Origin of the sequence: Rhizobium sp. BK591 (assembly GCF_014195045.1) — a bacterium.
In the GTDB taxonomy this organism is placed as follows: domain Bacteria; phylum Pseudomonadota; class Alphaproteobacteria; order Rhizobiales; family Rhizobiaceae; genus Rhizobium; species Rhizobium anhuiense.
This window is the reverse complement of the sequence record NZ_JACIAZ010000005.1, coordinates 40,705-58,989: the sequence shown is the minus strand read 5'-3', so window position 1 is coordinate 58,989 and position 18,285 is coordinate 40,705. Positions and strand designations below refer to the sequence as shown.

Annotated in this window: 22 protein-coding genes, 1 tRNA gene and 1 pseudogene; 16 read left to right on the top strand and 8 right to left on the bottom strand. The window is 59.5% G+C overall.

Going from position 1 to position 18,285, the window contains the following annotated elements; all coding sequences use genetic code 11:
* Positions 1 to 6: 6 nt before the first annotated feature.
* The 15 genes and pseudogenes from FHX10_RS22255 (at position 7) to FHX10_RS22190 (ending at position 14,249) form a co-directional block, all read left to right on the top strand.
* Positions 7 to 711 carry a hypothetical protein gene (locus tag FHX10_RS22255; protein WP_184390282.1) on the top strand — a complete coding sequence of 235 codons (705 nt, stop codon included), beginning with the start codon at positions 7 to 9 and terminating at the stop codon, positions 709 to 711.
* Complete coding sequence (locus FHX10_RS22250; protein ID WP_184390279.1) at positions 708 to 2,531, top strand: hypothetical protein; 1,824 nt, start codon at positions 708 to 710, stop codon at positions 2,529 to 2,531. Before FHX10_RS22255 ends, FHX10_RS22250 begins: the two co-directional genes overlap by 4 nt.
* Positions 2,528 to 2,941 (top strand): annotated as a pseudogene (locus tag FHX10_RS35225) (GNAT family N-acetyltransferase); the annotation flags it as partial. The gene FHX10_RS22250 and the pseudogene FHX10_RS35225, both read left to right, overlap by 4 nt.
* Entirely contained in the window at positions 2,910 to 3,911 is a 1,002-nt protein-coding gene (locus FHX10_RS22245; RefSeq protein WP_184390277.1) for a tail fiber domain-containing protein, read from the top strand. The pseudogene FHX10_RS35225 and the gene FHX10_RS22245, both read left to right, overlap by 32 nt.
* A complete protein-coding gene (locus FHX10_RS22240) occupies positions 3,911 to 6,328 on the top strand; it encodes a lytic murein transglycosylase (RefSeq protein WP_184390274.1) in 2,418 nt (805 codons plus the stop codon). The genes FHX10_RS22245 and FHX10_RS22240 overlap by 1 nt, the downstream gene beginning before the upstream one ends.
* Positions 6,329 to 8,350: a hypothetical protein gene (locus tag FHX10_RS22235; protein ID WP_184390271.1), complete on the top strand. Its 2,022-nt coding sequence runs from the start codon at positions 6,329 to 6,331 to the stop codon at positions 8,348 to 8,350.
* Between the two features lie 271 nt (positions 8,351 to 8,621).
* On the top strand, positions 8,622 to 9,740 hold the full coding sequence (locus FHX10_RS22230; protein ID WP_184390267.1) for a hypothetical protein: 1,119 nt from the start codon (positions 8,622 to 8,624) through the stop codon (positions 9,738 to 9,740).
* Positions 9,741 to 9,772: 32 nt separating this feature from the next.
* Positions 9,773 to 10,060: a hypothetical protein gene (locus FHX10_RS22225; protein ID WP_184390265.1), complete on the top strand. Its 288-nt coding sequence runs from the start codon at positions 9,773 to 9,775 to the stop codon at positions 10,058 to 10,060.
* Positions 10,057 to 10,518: a hypothetical protein gene (locus FHX10_RS22220; RefSeq protein ID WP_184390263.1), complete on the top strand. Its 462-nt coding sequence runs from the start codon at positions 10,057 to 10,059 to the stop codon at positions 10,516 to 10,518. The genes FHX10_RS22225 and FHX10_RS22220 overlap by 4 nt, the downstream gene beginning before the upstream one ends.
* 64 nt (positions 10,519 to 10,582) lie before the next feature.
* The gene (locus FHX10_RS22215; RefSeq protein WP_184390261.1) at positions 10,583 to 10,795 is read left to right on the top strand and encodes a hypothetical protein; all 213 of its coding nucleotides are present in this window, start codon (positions 10,583 to 10,585) and stop codon (positions 10,793 to 10,795) included.
* Positions 10,785 to 11,249, top strand: a complete 465-nt coding sequence (locus FHX10_RS22210; RefSeq protein WP_184390259.1) for a lysozyme — start codon at positions 10,785 to 10,787, stop codon at positions 11,247 to 11,249. Before FHX10_RS22215 ends, FHX10_RS22210 begins: the two co-directional genes overlap by 11 nt.
* A complete protein-coding gene (locus tag FHX10_RS22205; RefSeq protein ID WP_184390257.1) occupies positions 11,249 to 11,608 on the top strand; it encodes a hypothetical protein in 360 nt (119 codons plus the stop codon). Before FHX10_RS22210 ends, FHX10_RS22205 begins: the two co-directional genes overlap by 1 nt.
* Before the next feature lie 19 nt (positions 11,609 to 11,627).
* Positions 11,628 to 11,843, top strand: coding sequence for a hypothetical protein (locus FHX10_RS22200; protein WP_184390255.1), 216 nt, complete (start codon positions 11,628 to 11,630; stop codon positions 11,841 to 11,843).
* A 230-nt stretch (positions 11,844 to 12,073) separates the two neighbouring features.
* Positions 12,074 to 13,888 (top strand): hypothetical protein, encoded by a 1,815-nt coding sequence (locus tag FHX10_RS22195; RefSeq protein WP_184390407.1) that lies wholly within the window; start codon positions 12,074 to 12,076, stop codon positions 13,886 to 13,888.
* Positions 13,889 to 13,898: 10 nt separating this feature from the next.
* Positions 13,899 to 14,249 (top strand): DUF1515 family protein, encoded by a 351-nt coding sequence (locus FHX10_RS22190; protein ID WP_047615911.1) that lies wholly within the window; start codon positions 13,899 to 13,901, stop codon positions 14,247 to 14,249.
* Positions 14,250 to 14,272: 23 nt separating this feature from the next.
* On the opposite strand, the gene FHX10_RS22185 is transcribed toward FHX10_RS22190, so the two are convergent.
* The 7 genes from FHX10_RS22185 to FHX10_RS35220 all read right to left on the bottom strand — a co-directional run bounded on the left by FHX10_RS22185 (position 14,273) and on the right by FHX10_RS35220 (position 16,958).
* A complete protein-coding gene (locus FHX10_RS22185; RefSeq protein ID WP_184390254.1) occupies positions 14,273 to 14,497 on the bottom strand; it encodes a hypothetical protein in 225 nt (74 codons plus the stop codon).
* 766 nt (positions 14,498 to 15,263) lie between these two features.
* Positions 15,264 to 15,494 (bottom strand): hypothetical protein, encoded by a 231-nt coding sequence (locus FHX10_RS22180; protein ID WP_184390251.1) that lies wholly within the window; start codon positions 15,492 to 15,494, stop codon positions 15,264 to 15,266.
* A gap of 163 nt (positions 15,495 to 15,657) precedes the next feature.
* On the bottom strand, positions 15,658 to 15,858 hold the full coding sequence (locus FHX10_RS22175) for a hypothetical protein (protein ID WP_184390404.1): 201 nt from the start codon (positions 15,856 to 15,858) through the stop codon (positions 15,658 to 15,660).
* Positions 15,859 to 15,968: 110 nt separating this feature from the next.
* Positions 15,969 to 16,187, bottom strand: a complete 219-nt coding sequence (locus FHX10_RS22170) for a hypothetical protein (protein ID WP_183903446.1) — start codon at positions 16,185 to 16,187, stop codon at positions 15,969 to 15,971.
* 31 nt (positions 16,188 to 16,218) lie between these two features.
* A complete protein-coding gene (locus tag FHX10_RS22165) occupies positions 16,219 to 16,509 on the bottom strand; it encodes a CopG family transcriptional regulator (protein WP_184390249.1) in 291 nt (96 codons plus the stop codon).
* Positions 16,509 to 16,694, bottom strand: a complete 186-nt coding sequence (locus tag FHX10_RS22160) for a hypothetical protein (protein WP_184390247.1) — start codon at positions 16,692 to 16,694, stop codon at positions 16,509 to 16,511. The genes FHX10_RS22165 and FHX10_RS22160 overlap by 1 nt, the downstream gene beginning before the upstream one ends.
* Before the next feature lie 48 nt (positions 16,695 to 16,742).
* Positions 16,743 to 16,958: a hypothetical protein gene (locus tag FHX10_RS35220; protein ID WP_246781250.1), complete on the bottom strand. Its 216-nt coding sequence runs from the start codon at positions 16,956 to 16,958 to the stop codon at positions 16,743 to 16,745.
* Positions 16,959 to 17,151: 193 nt separating this feature from the next.
* On the opposite strand from FHX10_RS35220, the gene FHX10_RS22155 reads away from it, so the two are divergent.
* Positions 17,152 to 17,739, top strand: a complete 588-nt coding sequence (locus FHX10_RS22155) for a hypothetical protein (protein WP_184390245.1) — start codon at positions 17,152 to 17,154, stop codon at positions 17,737 to 17,739.
* Between the two features lie 451 nt (positions 17,740 to 18,190).
* On the opposite strand, the gene FHX10_RS22150 is transcribed toward FHX10_RS22155, so the two are convergent.
* Positions 18,191 to 18,267, bottom strand: a tRNA-Arg gene (locus FHX10_RS22150).
* Between the last annotated feature and the right edge of the window lie 18 nt (positions 18,268 to 18,285).

Below are 18,285 nucleotides of genomic sequence, written 5' to 3'. Positions count from 1 at the left end.
CCGCGCATGTCGCTCTTGACTATCATCCAGAACGTTTGCGCGGAAATCAGCCTCGATCCGCCGGCCGCAGTTATGTCGTCGGCGGACCCGCAGATCAGGCAGTTGCAGATATTGTCGTATCGTGCCGGTAAGGATCTGCTGAAAGACCATGACTGGTCGGTGCTCAACACCATCCGGAATTTTGCGGCAACCGGGGTGATCCCGGAGCCGACAGAGCCGCCGGACGATTTTGCCAAGTTCACCACCAACTCGGTTATCTGGAATACATCGCGCCTCTGGAAGTTGAACGGCCCTGTCGAGCCGCAAACCTGGGACCGGAACACTATCCTCAACTCCAATCCAGTGCCGCAGATCTGGCGCATGTTGGGCGGTAAGTTGGCGTTCTTCCCGAATGTCGCGACCGAAACCATGCGGTATGAGTACATCTCGAAATACTGGATCGCGGTTGCCGGCGGATCGACCTATGCCGAGAATTGGGCCAACGACACCGATACTTCCCGCATTCCGGAAGACCTCATCGAGCTCTCGCTGATCTGGCGCTGGAAGCGTGCCAAGGGCCTCGACTACGGCGAGGAGCTCGAAAACTTCGAGCGCGCCAAAGAGTCGGCGATCGGTGCCGATCGGGCTGCGCAACCCGTAAGCCTGTCGATGCCGTACCGCGGCGAAGTCCCCGACAACTACTGGCCAGGGACCATCATTTCAAACTCATGACAAGAAAACCAGTTCAACCGAACGGGCGTACCGCCCGCGTTTCGCCAAGCAAAGACTGGATCGCGCCCACTGGCGGCTGGCGAACCGACGTCGAGATGGCGGATATGCCGAAGGATGCCGCGTTCCAACTCGATAACTTCTTTCCGGAAGCCAACCGAGTCCGTGCGCGATACGGTCATACAGCCTTTGCGACGGGCCTCGGAGCCTCGGTGCTGACGATCATTCCCTATGTAGGGGTGAGCAATCGTCTATTCGCAGCCGCCGGCGACAAGATATTTGACGTCACGGCCGGCGGCGCCGTCGGGACTGCTGCAGTGAGCGGGCAGAGCAGCGCGCGCTGGGCCTTTCAGCAATACACCAACCCAGCTGGTCAGGAATATCTGCGCCTCGTCAACGGCCTCGATTTACCGCTGCTCTACAATGGCACGTCGTGGACCAACAATATGTTGGTCGGAACGGCCACCCTCGCCACGCAGAACGTCGCGGTGAGGGCGGTCCAATATACTCTAAGCTTCTTCGGGACCGGCTCGGTAACGCTCTCTGGGGCGTTCGTGGGCGTGTTGAACGGGACTGGTGTTGGCAACCGCGTCACGCTGACGTTTACACCTACTGCCGGCACGCTGACGCTCACGGTGGCGGGTTCAGTGACCAATGCCCAATTGGAGACGGGCGCGGTCGCAACCCCTTACGTCCCCTCGACGATGATCACGGGCATTCCTGACGCCTCGCTGCTGATCGCGGTGACGGCCTATCGCTCGCGCCTGTGGTTCATCGAGAAGAATTCGACCAATGTCTGGTATCTCGCCACCGACGCCGTCAGCGGCGCGGCGACGGTTCTGCCGGTCGGCGGCAACATGAAATACGGTGGCACGCTTGCGGCGATCGGCGTCTGGACGATCCCTGTCTCCACCGGGCTGCAGCAGTGCCTGGTCCTCATGTCGACCGAGGGCGAGGTGATCGTCTATCAGGGCTCCGATCCGTCGAGCGCTTCGAACTGGAGCCTGCTGGGCACATTCAAGCTCGGGCGGCCGCTCGGGACCGAACGTTGCTTCCTGCCCGTCGGTGCAGATCTGGCGATCATGACAACAGACGGGATTGTTCCGATCACCAAGGCGGTGCAGCTCGATCGCGGCGCGACCAGTCTTGGTGCGATCACGGCCAAGATCGGGCCGACATGGCGCGAAACCGTGATGACGGCCGGCACGACGTCACAGGAATGGCAGTTGGCAAGCTTTCCGTCACGACAAATGGCAATCGTCAACCTGCCGTCGTCTCTGGGGCCTTATCAATACGTAATGAACACGGAAACCGGGGCATGGTGCCGCTTTGTCGGACTTGCCGCCTCCTGCTGGGCCAACTGGCAAGACCGGCTGTTCTTCGGCGCGGCTAATGGGACAGTTTACGAAGCGGAAGTCGGTGCCAACGACAACGGCGCCACGATCGACGCTCTCATGGTCGGGGCATGGAACCGGTACGGCGAAGATCTGGCTTCGAAGTTTTCGAAGCTCATCGGCGTGACTGGCCAGATCGGCGTCTCGACCCTGATGTATGCGGGCATCTCCTTCGACTATCAGGTGAAGATCCCGACGGCGCTCCTGGCATCGGTCGACAGCAACGCCGCAGCCAAGTGGGGAACTGCGATCTGGGGCGTCTCGAAATTTCCGGGGACGTCGCTTGTGCGCAAGTTTGCCTCCGCAGGAGGGGTTGGCTCTGCCTTGGCGCCGACGATCCGGGCGTTGATTTCCGGAGCAACTGGTTCGGTATCCGAAGCGGCCGTCGTTGGCGGTTCGGTCCTCTATGAGAAGGGTGCTCCGATTTGATCGTCACCGAGCCCCGAGAGGATATCGCGGCATGGGTGGGCGGCAAGATCGGGGTGACATTCCATCCGCCATTTACGGCCATTGCCCAGGTCCAGGGCGGCCGGATCATCGCGGGCTATGTGTTCAACGTCTGGACCGAGCATGACGTCGAGGTGTCGCTCGCCGCCGATCGGCTTTCGGCAACTCTGATGCGGGCAGCCTTCCGATATGTCGTCGAGCAGCTTGGCTGCCGTCGTGCAACGTTCAGGACGCGGGCCGATAACATGGCCGCTCAGAAGGCGCTCGATAGGCTCGGCGCCCGTCCGGAAGGTCGCCAGCGCAATTATTTCGGCGACTGCGACGCGCTTCTCTATGGAATTTTGAAAGAGGACTTCCCTTATGGTCTCGACCCCGAAGGCGCCAAAAGCGCCCGATCCGACACAGACAGCAGCGGCGCAGACGGCGACGAACGTGGATACCGCGATCGCCAATGCAGGTCTGAGCCACACCAACCAGTACACGCCGGACGGTTCGCTGGAATACAAGGTCAGCGGCTACCAGACGATGACCGACCAGAACGGCAAGACCTACCAGCTGCCGACCTATTCGGCCTATCAGAGCTATTCTCCGCAAAACCAGGCGATCTATGATCAGACGCAGCAGACGCAGCTCGGTCTGTCGAAACTGGCGAATGAACAGACCGGCAAGATCTCCGGCATCCTCGGCACGAACGTTGATCTCAGCGGCAATAACGTTGACAAATATGTCAACGACCATTGGCAGGGTGGTTTCAACAATCAGTGGGATCGCGATCAGGCAAGCCTTGACCAGAGCCTTGCCGATAAAGGCATTTCGATGGGTTCCGCGGCTTACAATAACGCCATGCAGGACTTCAGCACGCGCAAGCAGGCCGCATCCGACCAATATCTCGGCGACATGTATTCGAACGCCCAGAACTCGATCCTGACCGAGCGAAACCAGCCGCTGAACGAGATTTCGGCGCTGATGTCTGGGTCTCAGGTCAATCAACCGAACTACGTGAATTCGCCGACGACGCAGTTGCCGACGGTGGACCAAGCCGGCCTCATCAACGAAAACTACAATCAGCAGATGGGCGCCTATAATCAGCAGGTGGCCAAGTCTAACGCCGCCATGGGCGGTCTCTTCGGTCTGGGCTCATCGCTGCTTGGCGGCTGGGCAATGTCCGATCGCCGCCTGAAGCGCGACGTTCATCAGATCGGCGTCACGGAATCCGGTCTTCCAGTCTACGAATACGAATATGTCTTTGGCGGTGGCCGTCAGGTCGGTCTTATGGCCGATGAAGTCGAGACCGTCTTCCCTGAAGCAATTGCCGAAGGCCCGGGCGGGTTCAAAATGGTCAACTACGCGGGGGTTCTGTAATGGGCTTCATTTTCGGTGGCGACACCGGTCAATCGCAGGCAGATGTCACCGATGCGCGCAAGCGGCTCGCTGCGGCAATGCTCCAGCAAGGAACCGACACGAGCCCTATCCAGTCGCCTTGGGAAGGTGCTGCCCGCATGGCGCAAGCACTCATGGGTGGTCTCGCTATTCGCAAGCAAGGCGAGATGCAGAGCGCCGCCGACGCTCAATACATGTCCGCTATCACCGGGCAGCCTTATACCCCGCCTGAGCAGCCCAAGGGCTTCCTGTCGTCGATCTTCGGCGGCAGCAAGGCCAACCCCGGTGCTTCCGGATCGTCTATGCCGAAGGTGGATGCCGCGGGCAATGTCGCCATGCCGTCCACTGGCGGTCTCCCGAGTTCGTTCCTTGCCGCGGTCGACAAGACGGAAGGGGCAGGAGATTACGACACTCTGTTCGGACACGCTCAAAAAGATGGCCCTTTTGCTGGCACATCCGTTTCGAGCATGCCGATCAGAGACGTCTTGGCGTTCACCGATCCGAGTGGCCCCTATGCTCAGTATGTCAAGGGCAAGGTCGGTCGTGTAGCAACTCCAGTCGGGAAATATCAGACAGTCGGCACGACGTTGCGTAGCGCAGTGGGTGCCCTTGGCCTTGACCCGAATGCGCCGTATGACCGAGCCACTCAAGATCGGGTCGCATCCTATCTCGCTCGCCAGCGCATTGCATCGGCCGATACACTGCCGGGGAAGATCCAGGCGCTGCGGGCGGAATGGCAGGGGTTCAAGAACGTTCCCGATGCCGAAATGGCGCAGATCGTAGCCGATCTTCAATCCGGCGCTATGGCCACCCCCGGTGGCCCTCAAATCGCAAGCGCAGGCCCTGCCGTCGTTGCGCCTCCTGCATCGCCGATCCAGCCGCCACCGGTCAACCCGGCTGCGCCTCCCGTGCCGCCACTGTCCGCCCCCGGCGAGGTTGCAAGCCTCGATCCGTCCATCGGCATTCCCATGCCAGGCGCGACTGGCCAAATGCGTGCATCAGACCCAGCGCAGACCATGTCTCCTCAGGCAGGCCCGCAGGCTGCGTTGCCGCCGTTGCCGGTCACCAACGTTGGCCCGATGCCGAACGTCGCTGGTATGCCTTCGGGCGTCGATCCTCAGTTGGCTCAAGCTCTCAGGAATGGGGACCGCTCAGGCGTCGGCATGGGTGGCGATGTTCCGGGGCCTGGTTCCTTCCCGCCAGCGCCAACAGGCGGCGGTCAACCCGCATCCCAGCAGCAGATTGCTCAGGCGCAAGCCATCGGCAATCAATCGGGGCCGGCGCGTCTTGCCCAGGCGTTGGACAGCGCCAATCCTCCGCAGGCACAAAACCCGATGGCGAACCCGCGCGCCCAAGCGCTGGTGAAAGCCATGACGGATCCGAATGCATCGCCGCAGATCAAAGCTATGGCCGCGCAGCAACTGCAGATCCTCACCCGGCCACCGGAGTACGGTTTCCAGACATTGCCGGATGGAACCGTTTTGCGCAGCGACCCACGCACCGGGACCGTGCAGCCGATCTATCAGAGCACACCAAAGCCGACAGAGGTGAACGGTCGCCTCGTAGGCGCTGACGGCAAGGTTATCGCCGATTTCAGCAATGGCCAGTGGGAGCGTCTGAGCGATGGAACGCTCTACAACAAGAGCACCGGTGAATTCAGGCAAGCTCCTGGAGGAGCCGGCGGAGAGAAATATTACGGCGCGACCGTCCCTTACTATGACAAGGATGGGAACCTGCGATATCGCCAGTTGAGCGACAAGGGCGGCGGCAAGGATCTGGATTTCGGGCCGGGATCAACGGCGGCGCCGACGACGCGCACCGTCGACACAGGAACGGAACTGATCACACTCGGCCCCGGTGGTCAGGAAGTGAAGCGGACCACTAAGCAAAACTACGAGGCGGCGAAAGACACCTCGCAAGGCAGCACAGAAGGCAAGGCTGCTGGTGAAGCCGTCTCGTCGCTCCCGGCAGATCTGATGCAGGCGGATCAGACGATCAAGAACATCGACCAGCTGCTAACCAGCAAGGGGCTGGATTCGATTGTCGGTTCGGTAGATCAGTTCCGGCCTTCCTGGACGATGGGTGCGGACGGGCGCGACGCGCTGACACGCCTCAAGCAGCTTCAGGGTGGCGCATTCCTGCAAGCCTATGGGCTTCTTAAGGGTGGTGGCCAGATCACCGAAGTCGAGGGCGGCAAGGCTCAGGATGCCATGGCGCGAATGGATCGCTCGCTTGATGAGCCTCACTTCCGGGCCGCGCTGAAAGACTTCCGCGATGCTGTCGAGCAGGGCGTTGCCAAAATGAAGGAGCGGGCAAAGGTGGCGTCGCCATCGTCGCCTGGCGACCCGGCGGTTGTCCCGACTGATATCCCGGGCGTCACCATTCGAAGGAAACAGTAAATGCCCACATACACTGTCGAGGTGAATGGTGAGAGCTTCGATATCGACGCTCCGAACGATGAGGCTGTGCGCGCCGCCGTGCGCCAGCTCCAGGGCGACCAGCCAGCCGCACCAACGCCATCACAGCCGCTGAGCGCACCTCCACAGCCCGAGAAATCGACGTTTGAGAAGATGACAGGCAACATCAACTCGTTCGGTCAAGGCATCGTCGATATGGTCGGGATGGGCTATGCCGATGAGATCGGTGCAGGTATTGACTATGCCGGCTCACATATCTTGCCGTGGCGCGATGCGAAGACCTACGATCAAGCCTTGGCGGACACGCGCGGCGAGCAGGACAAGGCCTACGACGAGTTTCCAGCTGCGAACACTGCTGGCAAGGTGACGGGCGCGTTATGGGGCGCCGGCCAGCTCGCCAAAGCTGGCTTGTCTCCAACTGCCAACGCGATCAAGAGTGGGGCAGGGCTTGGGAAAGTAACGGCAGCCTCTGCAAAGGAAGGCGCGATCCTCGGCACCATCTCAGGATTCGGCAGTGGTGAAGACGGTTTAGTAAACAGGTTGGTCAATGCAGGCGTTGGCGGCGGCCTGGGTCTCGGTATCGGAGCCGTCGCCCCGGCTGCTGTTGCCGGCGTCTCACAGGTCGTCAAATCCGCTGCTGCGCCGTTGATAGCGCCGTTTGCACCGAATGGATATGTGCGGGAAGCGCTCGCCACGGCACTGCGCCGCTCCGGCCAAACTCCGGAGGGTATCGCCAATAACATGCGCGCTGCAGCGGATGATGGCCAGGACATGTTCAATGTCGCCGATGCCTTGGGCTATACTGGCGAGCGGCTGATGTCGACGGCTACGCGCGTTCCGCATGATAACCGGCAGGCGCTTGCTGAAGCTTTGATGGTGCGACAGGCAGGACAGGGCGAGCGGCTGGCGAATAATCTCGCTGAGGGCTTTGATACCTTTGATACGGCCGGGCGTCGTATCGCTGACCGCACGGCGCAGCGCGCCGCGGAGGCAAACGAACTCTACCCAGCCGCCCGCGCAAATGCCGGCCCGGTCAACGTCACGCCCGTCCTCGAAGAGATCGACAGGACGATCAGCCCGGGCGTCAACCAGATGGTCAACCCCCGTGATCGAATTGCAAACGACTCGATCGAAGGCGCTTTGACGCGGGTTCGTTCCATGTTGTCGGATGGCAATTCCCAAGTGACCGATTTCGACACCTTGTTCAGGGCAAAGTTGGACCTGGACGACATGATCCAACGGGCAGAAGGACAGGGTGCCGGCAATCGCGCGCACTACCTGTCGCGCGTTCAGGGGCTGGTCGACCAAGCGCTCGCCGATGCTTCCGAGGGATATGTAGGTGCCCGGGACGCATTTGCCCGTGCCTCACGCCGGATCGAGGCCGTTGACGCGGGCAGCGCAGCAAGCCGCATTTCCCGCAGGGCCCAGGACACGATTCCGGAGTTCGAAGCGATGCCACCCGGCGAACAGGTGGATTTCCGCGCCGGCTATATCGACCCGCTGATCGCCCGCCTGGAGGGTGCGTCTTCTTCGCCGACCACAAACAAGGCGCGGATGCTGCAGACGCCGAAATTCGAAGCCGAACTCCCAGCATTCGCGGCGCCGGAGCGCGGAGGGCAGCTTGCAGACCGCATCGCCCGCGAGCAGACGATGTTCCGGACAGCAAACGCAGGGCTAGGCAATTCGAAGACGGCCGACAACCTTGCAGATGCCGCAGACATGAATCAGTTCGACCCGGCGGTGATCGGGCGCCTGGTGCGCGGCGACCCGATTGGCGCGATTACGACAGGTCTTTCGAAGGTCCTCGGAACCGTGACCGGACAGCCGCCGTCCGTTGTGGAGCGACTATCTCGCGTGCTGATGGAGACGAATCCGGATGTTGCGCTGGACGTGTTGCGGGCAGGGACACAGCAGCTATCGCGAAACGATCAGCTAAGGGCGCGGCTCGTGTCGGCGCTGGTTGAATCAGGAGCGGCCGGAGTTCCGAGGCTTACCGCGCCATGAATCTGGAATCTTATTGCCGGTGATTTCGATCGCCCAGGCTACGATGCAGCCGCCGATCCCGGCACCAAGTGCTAGCGAGACCCAGTCTATTTGACGGGTGAACAGGTTCAGTAAGAAAACGCCGAGCACTACGGCAAATGTCGATTTCCACGGACCAGGTCCGCGGTCGAGCTTCGGTTCATTTGGGTCGTGATCGATCTGCATGCGCAACCAATACTACACCATTGAAGGCCTCGCAATTCGCGGGGCCTTCTCTTCTTGGAGAAGGTGAATGCCCAGAAATTCCTCAGGCGTCTATTCAAAGCCAGCCGGAACAACACCTTCCGTCGGCCAGGTCATCGACCCCGTGCCGTGGAATGCGCTGACCACCGACCTCGGCAACGAAATCACCAACTCGCTGCCGCGCGACGGGTCGGCTCCGATGACGGCACCGCTCAAGAACGCCGATGGTAGCCAGGCGCAGCCGTCGGTCACGTTCTCCTCCGAACCCGCGACCGGCATGTATCTCAAGGCGGCCGGGGTCGCCGCTCTGGTTGCCGGCGGCTCCGAGGTTCTGAATTGGTCAGGGTCCGGTGTCAGTGTTGCGGGCAACTTCTCGACATCTGGCGTCCTCAAGGGGCGTATCGACTACGCCGAGAAAAGCGGAAATTACCTCGCGGTTGCGGCAGATGCCGGGTCTACTCTTCGCTTCACCGCGACAGCTAATCTAACGCTTACTGCTGCTGCGACATTGGCGGCGGGTTGGTCAATTGACGTCTTTGCCGAAGGTGGGACCGTCACTGTTGATCCCAATGGTTCCGAGACCATCAACGGTGCAGCAACGCTTACGATCCCGATCGGCGCTACGGCAGTTATCATCTGCGATGGCACCGCATTCTTTACGCTCAGCACAAATGAATGGGAGCCGATCAGAAACGATCAGATCACAGCCCAGGGGGCTATCGACGTTACCAATCTTGGTGCCTTCGAATTCATTCGGTTCCGGGGTTATCTTGAGGTTTCTGTCGCGGGGACTGTCGGCCTGCAGACCAGCACCAACAACGGATCGTCATTCGATGGTGCCGCGAACGACTATGCATGGCAGTCGATATTCGCCAACAATACGAGCATCTCAGGCAATCGGCAAAACTCGACTTCCATGCTCATCGGAGGAGGCGTCGATAGTGGCGCTAACAATGGCGTGTTTCTCGAAAACGTCGAAATGGCGAATTTCAATAAGACAAAGTTCGCCAAGTTTAAGTCCTCCTCGACCTATGTTTCAGCCGGCGCTGTTGTGCTTTCAGAGGTCGGTGGCCACCGAGCCAGCACCACTGCGCGAAATGCAATCCGTATTTTGTGCAGCTCCGGAACGATGACCGGCCACGTGATCATTGAAGGGATACGCGGATGACCTCAAAGCTTGTGAACGGAATTTCCGTCGAAATGACAGCCGAAGAGGAGGCGGCGTTCGATGTGTCTCGCGCGGCCATGGTGACGCCATCGATCCCCGAAGCGGTCTCGGCACGTCAATTCAAGCTTCAGCTTCTTGTCGTGGGCTTGCTCGACGCTGTTGATGCCTGGGTTGCGCGGCAGCCGCGCGATATTCAGATCGCTTATGAGTATAGCGGGACCTTCGAAAAGGATAGCACGATGATGACCACGGGCTTCGCCGCTATGGGTTTCACCTCGGAACAGATCAACGATTTCTTCGTGGCGGCGGCGCAGCTATGACGACTTTTCTTGAAACTATAGGGGCAAGTCTCCGGTGGGCATACACGGCCTTCGGTTTCCGCGATCGTCCGGCAACATGGCCCGCAAAGATCGTGGTGGCCGAGCTGCGCCCCACGGCCGATGATATGGTGATGGCTCTAGATATATCCCCCGGGCCTAACGCCGCGGAGCATCCAGATAACGGCTGGGCCTGGGTGGACGTGATGAACCGCAGCACTCAGGAGCCCGAAGGTGCTCCGAGCCACTCCCTCAGGCTTGGCGTCAAAGATGGTGTTGTAGAAGTGGGGTCTCGCGCATGGAACGGCGCCGGCGTCCGTGCCGTCCACCTTATCCTTGACAGAACCGTGGCGATGCGCCTCGAGCTGGACGCCAACAACAAGCCGCTGATCACCTGCTATGGCCCTATTCGGGCTACGTCGTTCGTCCAGATCCCGGCGAATAGTTTTCCGCCGACGTAAGCCTCTGCGCGGCACTATCGGGCCGGCAATCTGAAGATTTCCCACCTACAATCCGGAGACTTCCATGCGCCTTGTGAAGCACAAGCGCCGCGTACTCACGTGGTCGCTATCGATGTGGTGCGTCTACGCTGCCGGCCTTCTCGAGCTCGTGCCGTACATCGTGCCCTACCTCGACGACTGGATACCGAAATGGCTGTCCATCCTCTTTCTGGCGGCCTCTCCGATCGCGCGCCTCATTCACCAGCCAGCCCTCAAGGAAAACGACGATGACAAGTAGAATGAAGAAGGGCAGCGCGGTGGCTGCAATGGCCGTGGCGCTCGTCGGCAGTTTCGAGGGGCTTCGGCAGAATGCCTATCCGGATCCGGCCATGCAAGGGAAGCCCTGGACGATCTGCTATGGCAGCACCAATGGCGTCAAACCTGGGGATCACAAGACGGTGGAGCAGTGCAGGGCGCTCCTGGCGCTGGAGTTGCAAACCTACGCCGCCGGCATTGAGAAATGCACCCGCGTTCCTTTGCCGGATGCACGCTTTGTAGCCCTCACATCATTCGCCTACAACGTCGGCATTCGGGCTGCATGCGGTTCCACTGCCGTCAAGCTCATCAACCAAGGCAAGACCGCTGAAGGCTGCGAAGCGCTTTTGAAGTGGAACCGTGCTGCAGGCATCGTCTTCCCGGGACTGACCCGGCGCCGGCAGAAAGAGCGTCAGTTCTGTCTTGAGGGCATCTGATGTTCGGTTTTCTCGATGCGCTCAAGATGGGCGCCGGCGTCGCTGCCGGTCTGCTGCTCTATCACCTCTATGCCGTTTCGATCGGCTATCCATCGGCAGCCCGCGAGGCGCGCGCCGGCTTTGTCCTGCTGGCCGAGAAGACTGCGGCCGAGGCACAGGCGACCGAGATGGAGCGCCAGCGCAACGCCGCCGCCCAGGCCAGCGATGAGCACCGCAAACGCCTGGCGGCCGCCGAGGTCTCCGAGCGGGCCGCCAGAGACACACTCGAAACCGAGATCCAATCCTATGAGCTTCAGCGGGAAAAGAACCGCGCTTGCGCTGTCACTGCTGCTGATCGTCAGTGGCTGCTCCGCCACTGAGCGCCTGAACAGGGCAGCGGTGACGAAGGGGCAGGCGGCGGCCGGCGTGGCGCTGCCACCTTTGCCCGATGATCTCCGCAGACAGGAGGCGCATGCGCCCGTCGTGGAAGGCGAACCAGTCATCGCCATCCTCGCCCGCGAACGGCAGGCGCTCGACCGGGCCAACGCCCGCCAGAGGCGCGCCGCTGATTTTTACGACGATATCAGAACGAAATACGAGGCAACCCGACAATGACGAGTGCACAAGGAGACCGGCAGGCGGCGGTCCGCGGCTACACGGACACAGCGTTGAACTATGAAGGTGATTGGTCCGCGCTTTTTGATCAAGCGGCTATTCCTGCCGATGGTGGCTTCAATGGTCGGCTGCTCGCCTGGATCAACGCTGCGCTGGGCACAAGCTATACCGAGATCAACGGAGCCATGGCGGCCTATGCCGCATCTGCTGGCGCGACAAACTGGTCGAGCATGAACACGGTACCGAGCGGCGGCGGTGGCCCTGTCGACCCCGACCGCTATATGTTCTTTGCGACCCGCAACCGCATGCCGTCTGGTTCTGCCACGCTGACGGCAGCGAGTGGCACGAATTATGTGTGCAGCAAGATCATCGTCAACACGCCGCAATATAAGACGCGGACCTTCCGCTTTCACCTCTCCGGCTTCGCTTCGACTGAAGGCGGCAACTCACCCCAGGAGACCGTTGTCACCGGCACGATCGGCACGCCTGGCAACTCGGTATCTGTAGACGCGATGTTCATGCGGGTCGGCGGCGTCTTCTACCAGTTGCAGTTCAGTGCATCGAATACGGTCACGGTCGCTGACCAGACCAACGGCGCATGGACGGATGAACTGACAGTCCCCGATGTGGCTGCCGAGAGCGCGATCGAGTTGTGGCTGTTCTATCATACCGCCGTCGGCGAGAAGATCTGGCCTGTCTACCGCATCCAAAAGGAGCGGGGCGAACGCGTATGGGGCGCCAGCGACCTTTCCACACTGCTCGCTTTCAAGGACACTCCGCTTGCGGACAGCACCGCAGCGCTCGATACAAGCTACGGGCAGCAGGCGCAGCCGCAATATTATGGCCCGGACATGATGGTCGCCAAGGGCGATTGGGATGGAAGGCCCGTTGCGCTCGCCTTCGTCGATAGTCTGGGCGAGGCGAGACAGGAGTTCAGCGCCGCCGCCGATACCCGCGGTAATCTCGGCTGGTTCCGGCGTTGGCTCGATAGGGCCGGCGGTATCGGTCGAATCCCCTATCTGATGGTCGGCGTTCCGGGAGCGGGATCTGTCCGAGAATATACCGGTTCCGGCTCTTCTATCGCCACGAGGCGACGGGATATCATCCGGGAAATCATCGCCTTCAACAACAACAAATGGCCCTTTACCGTCGTTGCAAACCAACTGGGCCAGAACGACACGTCGACGTCCTACACTACGTGGTTCAACACCAACTACAGGTCTCTGGTGACCCGCATCCGCGCCGAGTATTCCGGCGTCAAGATTGTCGCCTTCCCGCCGCTCGGGCGCACCACATCGGCGCGAACCGTTACCCTCACGTCGGTCGGGACCGTGGTGACGGCCACCATTGCTTCTGGCATCAACGGGCTGGTGACCGGTCAGACCGTTTCGATCGCCGGCGCTACGCAGACGGAATATAACGGCAACGTGGTCATCACCGTCACTGGGCCAACGACGTTCACCTATAATTTCGCAGGCTCTGGAACGTCGCCGGCGACAGGAACGATAACGGCCGGTGATCTCTATCTCCGGGCGGAATATCAGAGCTTCTCGGCCAACAACACCTGGCCGTCCGACGGAACGGACGCCTCGGGCAAATGGCGCCTGCGTGACGATATTCTGGCGAAAACCTCTTCATGCTGCGACGACGCGATCGACACCTACTCGGCGTGGGTATCGCCATCGCGCGGCGGCGTCTGGCCTGGCATGCTGGAACTGTCGAGCACCACACTGACGCAGCAGGCGGGGACCGACGGCGTCGCGACCTACAACCAGATCGTCGTTGCGGATGCGAGCCTCTTCCGGCCTGAGCAGAGCCTCAACATCTATTCTGGCCCCGATGGAATAGCCCGTCTCAGCACCCAGACGATTGCCAGCATTTCCGGCAATACAATCACCTACCAGGGCTCCACGGCTGTTGTCCTCCCGGTCGGTTCCGTGGTTCGCCCCGGCATCAGCACGGATGGTGTCCATCCCTGGGGGGCTATGATCGACCGCATCGTGGCCGGGATCGCGCAATCCGACAAGTCCAAATTCGTAGTTTGAGGCAATCAGCATGAACACATCCGACTTCGACCCGCGCCTGCATCAGCAGCTCGGCGAACTGCTTGCAGAGGTCCGCAATCTTCGGGATGCCTTCCGGCAGTCCGAAATCAAATCGGACACCAGCCGATCGCAGATGCACGGCCGGCTTGACCTTCTGGTCGACCGGGTAGGCAAGGTCGAAGGGACCGTTGCCGCAGTGCAGGAGGATATCTCGGAAATGCGGCCGGTGACCGACGACGTCCGCCGGTGGAAGCTGATGGGGCTGGGAGCGCTGGGGATCGTCGGAATAGGGGCGTCGGCGCTTACCTTCATTCTCACAAAGTTCGGCACGGCGGCAATGGCGTGGGTGACGGGCCGGTGAGGTGGCGGCCTTCGGGCACTGGCTCAGTGAGAACAGCAAAGCCGCACTATCAAAGCGGCAAGTTGATTGCCCTCAATGATCGCGTAACGATGGTTGCCAGTGCGAATGAGGATCTCGATCGCCGGGAGCTCGTCGATGTGCTCCCCCGCGTATTCAATAGCTGCTTGCAGAGAGATGAACTCCTTGTTCGCGGTGCCGGGGAGCCAGCTATGAACCGTGATAGGAATGGCGGTCGAATTGATTAGCATCTTTTACTCAGGCTACGCCGACACAAGTTAAACGAGAGCGACATATACCTGTTTTCAACCTGCCCAGCCACATCTGGGGCTAAATCTGGTTACCGATCGGTTGAGAGATTCATTGAATTTTACGCTAGCCCAGAAAAAGAAAACCCCGCGACTGCGGGGATCAGGAAGGGGGGTGTTTTCTAGGCAAGCGTGTATTGCGCTGCAATAACTTACTTCGCACAACTTACATGGATTTGCAATTAATATTACTTTATAGAGCTTATTCGCCCGCCGATTTGTTCTCATCTACAGAGCTTATTGTCTCTGTTTTGCTCGAAATAGAAATTGACTTCAGTATTTCGAGTAATAGTTTGTATCATTCGGAGGGCCGCTCAGCGATCACTTGCTTAACCCCAAGCATTGAAACTCCTGTACGCTGAGCGGCCGCCCAATCTCATGTGATCGAATGCGCACTCCCCAATTCGTCCAATTCATTGAGAGATGGTGCAAGCGTGCCGGTGCGGCGATGCCCGTCATTGCTCGCTGTGGATCAAAAAGAAGCCCAGCCGAGACGGGGCCATTGCTGGAAAGGACGGACCGCACAGGAAGGAAGGGAAGCGGACAGCCCCGGTATGGGGCCACCTGTGCGATCCTTTTCGTCTAACAATAGACAATCTCAAAAGTTCCGGGGCTGATCTAGATTTGCTCGCTAATCGCACAATTGTCGGATAGTTACGCTGCCGACGTTAACGCGGCGCGCATAGTGACCGAGGCTAATAAGCCCGATTTACCCGTGAGGGTCTTTGTGTACCTCGCCGGGTATATGGCTATCAATTGCCTCAATAAGCGCCGCGGGCGACGATTCACCGGCGAGGACCTTATCGATAGCAATACCCATGGCCTTTTGGCCTTGAATGCTTTGCATTGGAACATGACGGGCTCGGCACCAATGTTTAACGGCATTGGTGACCAGTTCAACACCATGATCGTCGAGATAAAGGAGACCCAGCAGCGACATAACCTGCTCCTCCGTCAAGATTAATCGCCTATGGATTCAGATAGGTTCTCGACGCGTCTCTTCAAGATGCTTCGTGAGTGGCAACCGCGGAGGCGAGCAGGATCTGGTGGCCTTCCAAGCTGCTGATCGTGCCGCCTTGCGGGGTGATATCAAGCGAGGGCTTCTAAATCACAAGCCGCGTCAGGGCATCCTCGTCCCTAACCCCGTGCTGAAAGGACTGGATGATCCGTCTGGCCAGTTCATCACAATCGTCATCTGTTGTGACATGTCGCACCGATCTGACGTGATCGTACACCCTTTGGCAGAGGGCAATTTCTTCGTCGCTCAGCACGTTTTGCATGTCGGCAATTTTGGATCGGATCATGATCGCCCTCATCACCCCTGGAATCAGGATAGGGCGGAACGACGTTCCTTCAAGCGCTGGAGGTTCGGTCTGCGGATCAGTCACACCAGTCGTCACGCGCAATCGCCACCTCAGCCAGAAGTTCCTTCAGCAGCCGTGATTGCTTCGCCCCGTGGAATTTTTCGCATCATATCGAGCAGCTTTTCCATGTGTTCTCTGGCTTGCTCGCAGCCCCCTATTAGCGCGCTTCTTTGATCGCGGTCATCGACGGCGTGCGCCGCCATTTCCACTAAGCGGATCTGGTCTCGCAGAAGATTTGCGTGATCGATAAGGTCGATACGATTGGTCATGGTCCCCTCGGTGATTTATCTGGCTACCGCATCAAGCGTTGCCATCGACGTCCCAATCTTCGTCCAGCTCATGCACCCGCAGATAGGTGTTCGTCTCCAGCCATTCCCGCACGATGTATCTGATCATGTCGTTGCGCGTCACCTCGAACTCGCCGGCTAGGTCGCGCAGAACCTCTTCCACGTCTTCGTCCATCGAGACGGCCGCGGCGTTGCGCAGCCGCAGCGCTGCCCGGCGAAGCATAATCTGGAGATCCGCTCGCGACATATCTGCGATCCGATCGGCCGCCTCTTCGAGGAGGGTGGCGGTGTCGGGCGAGGTCATCAGTGGATTCGCTTCGGTGCATCCTCGATCTGCTCAAGGATTTGAATCAGCCCCAAAACCATGTTCTTGTTCAGGCGAGCCATGATGAGGCCCGACCGCTCGGCTGTTTCGCCGGTACGCCGGTCGAATATGGTCCAAGTCTGGTCTGGCTCTTTACGCGCGCCGTAGCGTGGTTCCTCAATCATTATCTTCTCCATGGCATGCCAGCCTCAGGTATCGCGCGAACGGATCAGTCACTCGTGTCCCTTTCCGCGGTAGGTCGTGGGGATTCCTGCAGCCTCATGGCACTGAGCAAGCGTCTCCAGCCATGCAGCCAAGCCCGCCGGCACTTCAGCGTTCCCGGCTTCCATTGCTTCGACCCATGAAAGGTCGCATTGCAGTGCGCTCGCCAAGTTTATTGGCGTCCAGCGGATGTGTAGGAGGCATTCGGTGAAACGAGCGGGGGTCATGGCAGGCTCCAATTCGCGTTCGACGATAGAGTCTCATTGCCCGCCTGTATGTCAATCACATTGGCGCAGTCGTTTTGTGGCCACGCGATGGATCCGCGACTATCCCGCTGCACTGTGGATAGAGGGGAAAACCAGAGATTGTGATTGGAAATTCACCTGGAACTCCTCCTGAATTGTCGGGGGAGGTCGCGCCATGTCACTTGCCTACCATGCCCGAAATGCAGCTTCTGCAGTTGGCATCAGAAATCGGATGAAGAAGGAGGGATGCACCATGCGTGGTGACAAGCTCTGGACCGAGGATGAGCGAAAAATCGTTGTGGAACGATGGCCTGATTTCGACGATATCCAAAAGGCGCTTCCGCACCGTTCGAGGATTGCTATCTGCGCGCAGTGCAGAAAGATGGGTTTGAGGAAAAAGCCGCAGCATCTTTGGTCGGCGGCCGAGATATCGAAGCTTCGCAAGCTGTATCCCGGGGCGAGCATCGAAGAGATTTGCGAGACTTTCCCGCATTCGACGTGGGTAAACATCCGCCAAGCCGCCCGGTATCATGGATTTCGCCGGAACAGGAAGCCATTCAAGCTGACAGGCAATCAGCCGATCGACGAAATGCTGGCGAAGCTATTTGAAGCCAATTTTTCGTTCCCCGAACTTGATAGGGAGCTTCGGACAAAGCAATATTTTCGAAAGCAGAGATGGCGTTACGCTAGACCGAACTATAATCGTTTGGTGAAAGCGATCGAGCTTCTAGATGGCGAACTGGCGGTGCGATGGCGAGAATAAGTCCGGTATGAAGTGAAACCAACGACAGCAGTCGAATGGGCACTGAGGCGGCAAGCGCCTTCCACCGAACGAGCAGATGACCATCGCCAACCGCGAAGTCAAGCGTCTCGGCGATCGGTCTTTTGACTTGCCGAAGTGTTGGCTGGACTAGGCGGTGCTATTCGGGCTTCAGCTCTCGCTGGCGCCTGGCTTCCGCCGCCGCAGCATCATAGTCCCGCCGGGCGCTCCAACGCGCGAGAGCTCGGATGAAGTTCAATACAGCTTCCTGTCCTTCGGGCGGCAAGTCTTTCAAGGCCATACTCAACCTCCTGCAAGGTCATGTCGCATGTTGCATTTCATGTTGCATGGATTCGCCGCTACTCATTTGAAATGCTTGGAAATCAAGGGAAGCCCATGCAACATCAATGCAACATAGAATTCGAATTCCGGATATCTAAGTGATTGAATTTTATGGTGATCCCGGCGCGATTCGAACGCGCGACCCCCAGATTAGGAATCTGGTGCTCTATCCTGCTGAGCTACGGGACCACTTGCACGCCATGCATA

What these genes read in the sequence shown, in the direction of transcription:
- FHX10_RS22255 (WP_184390282.1), top strand. Translation starts at nt 7, where the DNA reads ATGTCGCTCTTGACTATCATCCAGAACGTTTGCGCGGAAATCAGCCTC.
- FHX10_RS22250 (WP_184390279.1), top strand. Translation starts at nt 708, where the DNA reads ATGACAAGAAAACCAGTTCAACCGAACGGGCGTACCGCCCGCGTTTCG.
- FHX10_RS22245 (WP_184390277.1), top strand. Translation starts at nt 2,910, where the DNA reads ATGGTCTCGACCCCGAAGGCGCCAAAAGCGCCCGATCCGACACAGACA.
- FHX10_RS22240 (WP_184390274.1), top strand. Translation starts at nt 3,911, where the DNA reads ATGGGCTTCATTTTCGGTGGCGACACCGGTCAATCGCAGGCAGATGTC.
- FHX10_RS22235 (WP_184390271.1), top strand. Translation starts at nt 6,329, where the DNA reads ATGCCCACATACACTGTCGAGGTGAATGGTGAGAGCTTCGATATCGAC.
- FHX10_RS22230 (WP_184390267.1), top strand. Translation starts at nt 8,622, where the DNA reads ATGCCCAGAAATTCCTCAGGCGTCTATTCAAAGCCAGCCGGAACAACA.
- FHX10_RS22225 (WP_184390265.1), top strand. Translation starts at nt 9,773, where the DNA reads ATGACAGCCGAAGAGGAGGCGGCGTTCGATGTGTCTCGCGCGGCCATG.
- FHX10_RS22220 (WP_184390263.1), top strand. Translation starts at nt 10,057, where the DNA reads ATGACGACTTTTCTTGAAACTATAGGGGCAAGTCTCCGGTGGGCATAC.
- FHX10_RS22215 (WP_184390261.1), top strand. Translation starts at nt 10,583, where the DNA reads ATGCGCCTTGTGAAGCACAAGCGCCGCGTACTCACGTGGTCGCTATCG.
- FHX10_RS22210 (WP_184390259.1), top strand. Translation starts at nt 10,785, where the DNA reads ATGACAAGTAGAATGAAGAAGGGCAGCGCGGTGGCTGCAATGGCCGTG.
- FHX10_RS22205 (WP_184390257.1), top strand. Translation starts at nt 11,249, where the DNA reads ATGTTCGGTTTTCTCGATGCGCTCAAGATGGGCGCCGGCGTCGCTGCC.
- FHX10_RS22195 (WP_184390407.1), top strand. Translation starts at nt 12,074, where the DNA reads ATGAACACGGTACCGAGCGGCGGCGGTGGCCCTGTCGACCCCGACCGC.
- FHX10_RS22190 (WP_047615911.1), top strand. Translation starts at nt 13,899, where the DNA reads ATGAACACATCCGACTTCGACCCGCGCCTGCATCAGCAGCTCGGCGAA.
- FHX10_RS22185 (WP_184390254.1), bottom strand. Translation starts at nt 14,497, where the DNA reads ATGCTAATCAATTCGACCGCCATTCCTATCACGGTTCATAGCTGGCTC.
- FHX10_RS22180 (WP_184390251.1), bottom strand. Translation starts at nt 15,494, where the DNA reads ATGTCGCTGCTGGGTCTCCTTTATCTCGACGATCATGGTGTTGAACTG.
- FHX10_RS22175 (WP_184390404.1), bottom strand. Translation starts at nt 15,858, where the DNA reads ATGATCCGATCCAAAATTGCCGACATGCAAAACGTGCTGAGCGACGAA.
- FHX10_RS22170 (WP_183903446.1), bottom strand. Translation starts at nt 16,187, where the DNA reads ATGACCAATCGTATCGACCTTATCGATCACGCAAATCTTCTGCGAGAC.
- FHX10_RS22165 (WP_184390249.1), bottom strand. Translation starts at nt 16,509, where the DNA reads ATGACCTCGCCCGACACCGCCACCCTCCTCGAAGAGGCGGCCGATCGG.
- FHX10_RS22160 (WP_184390247.1), bottom strand. Translation starts at nt 16,694, where the DNA reads ATGATTGAGGAACCACGCTACGGCGCGCGTAAAGAGCCAGACCAGACT.
- FHX10_RS35220 (WP_246781250.1), bottom strand. Translation starts at nt 16,958, where the DNA reads ATGACCCCCGCTCGTTTCACCGAATGCCTCCTACACATCCGCTGGACG.
- FHX10_RS22155 (WP_184390245.1), top strand. Translation starts at nt 17,152, where the DNA reads ATGTCACTTGCCTACCATGCCCGAAATGCAGCTTCTGCAGTTGGCATC.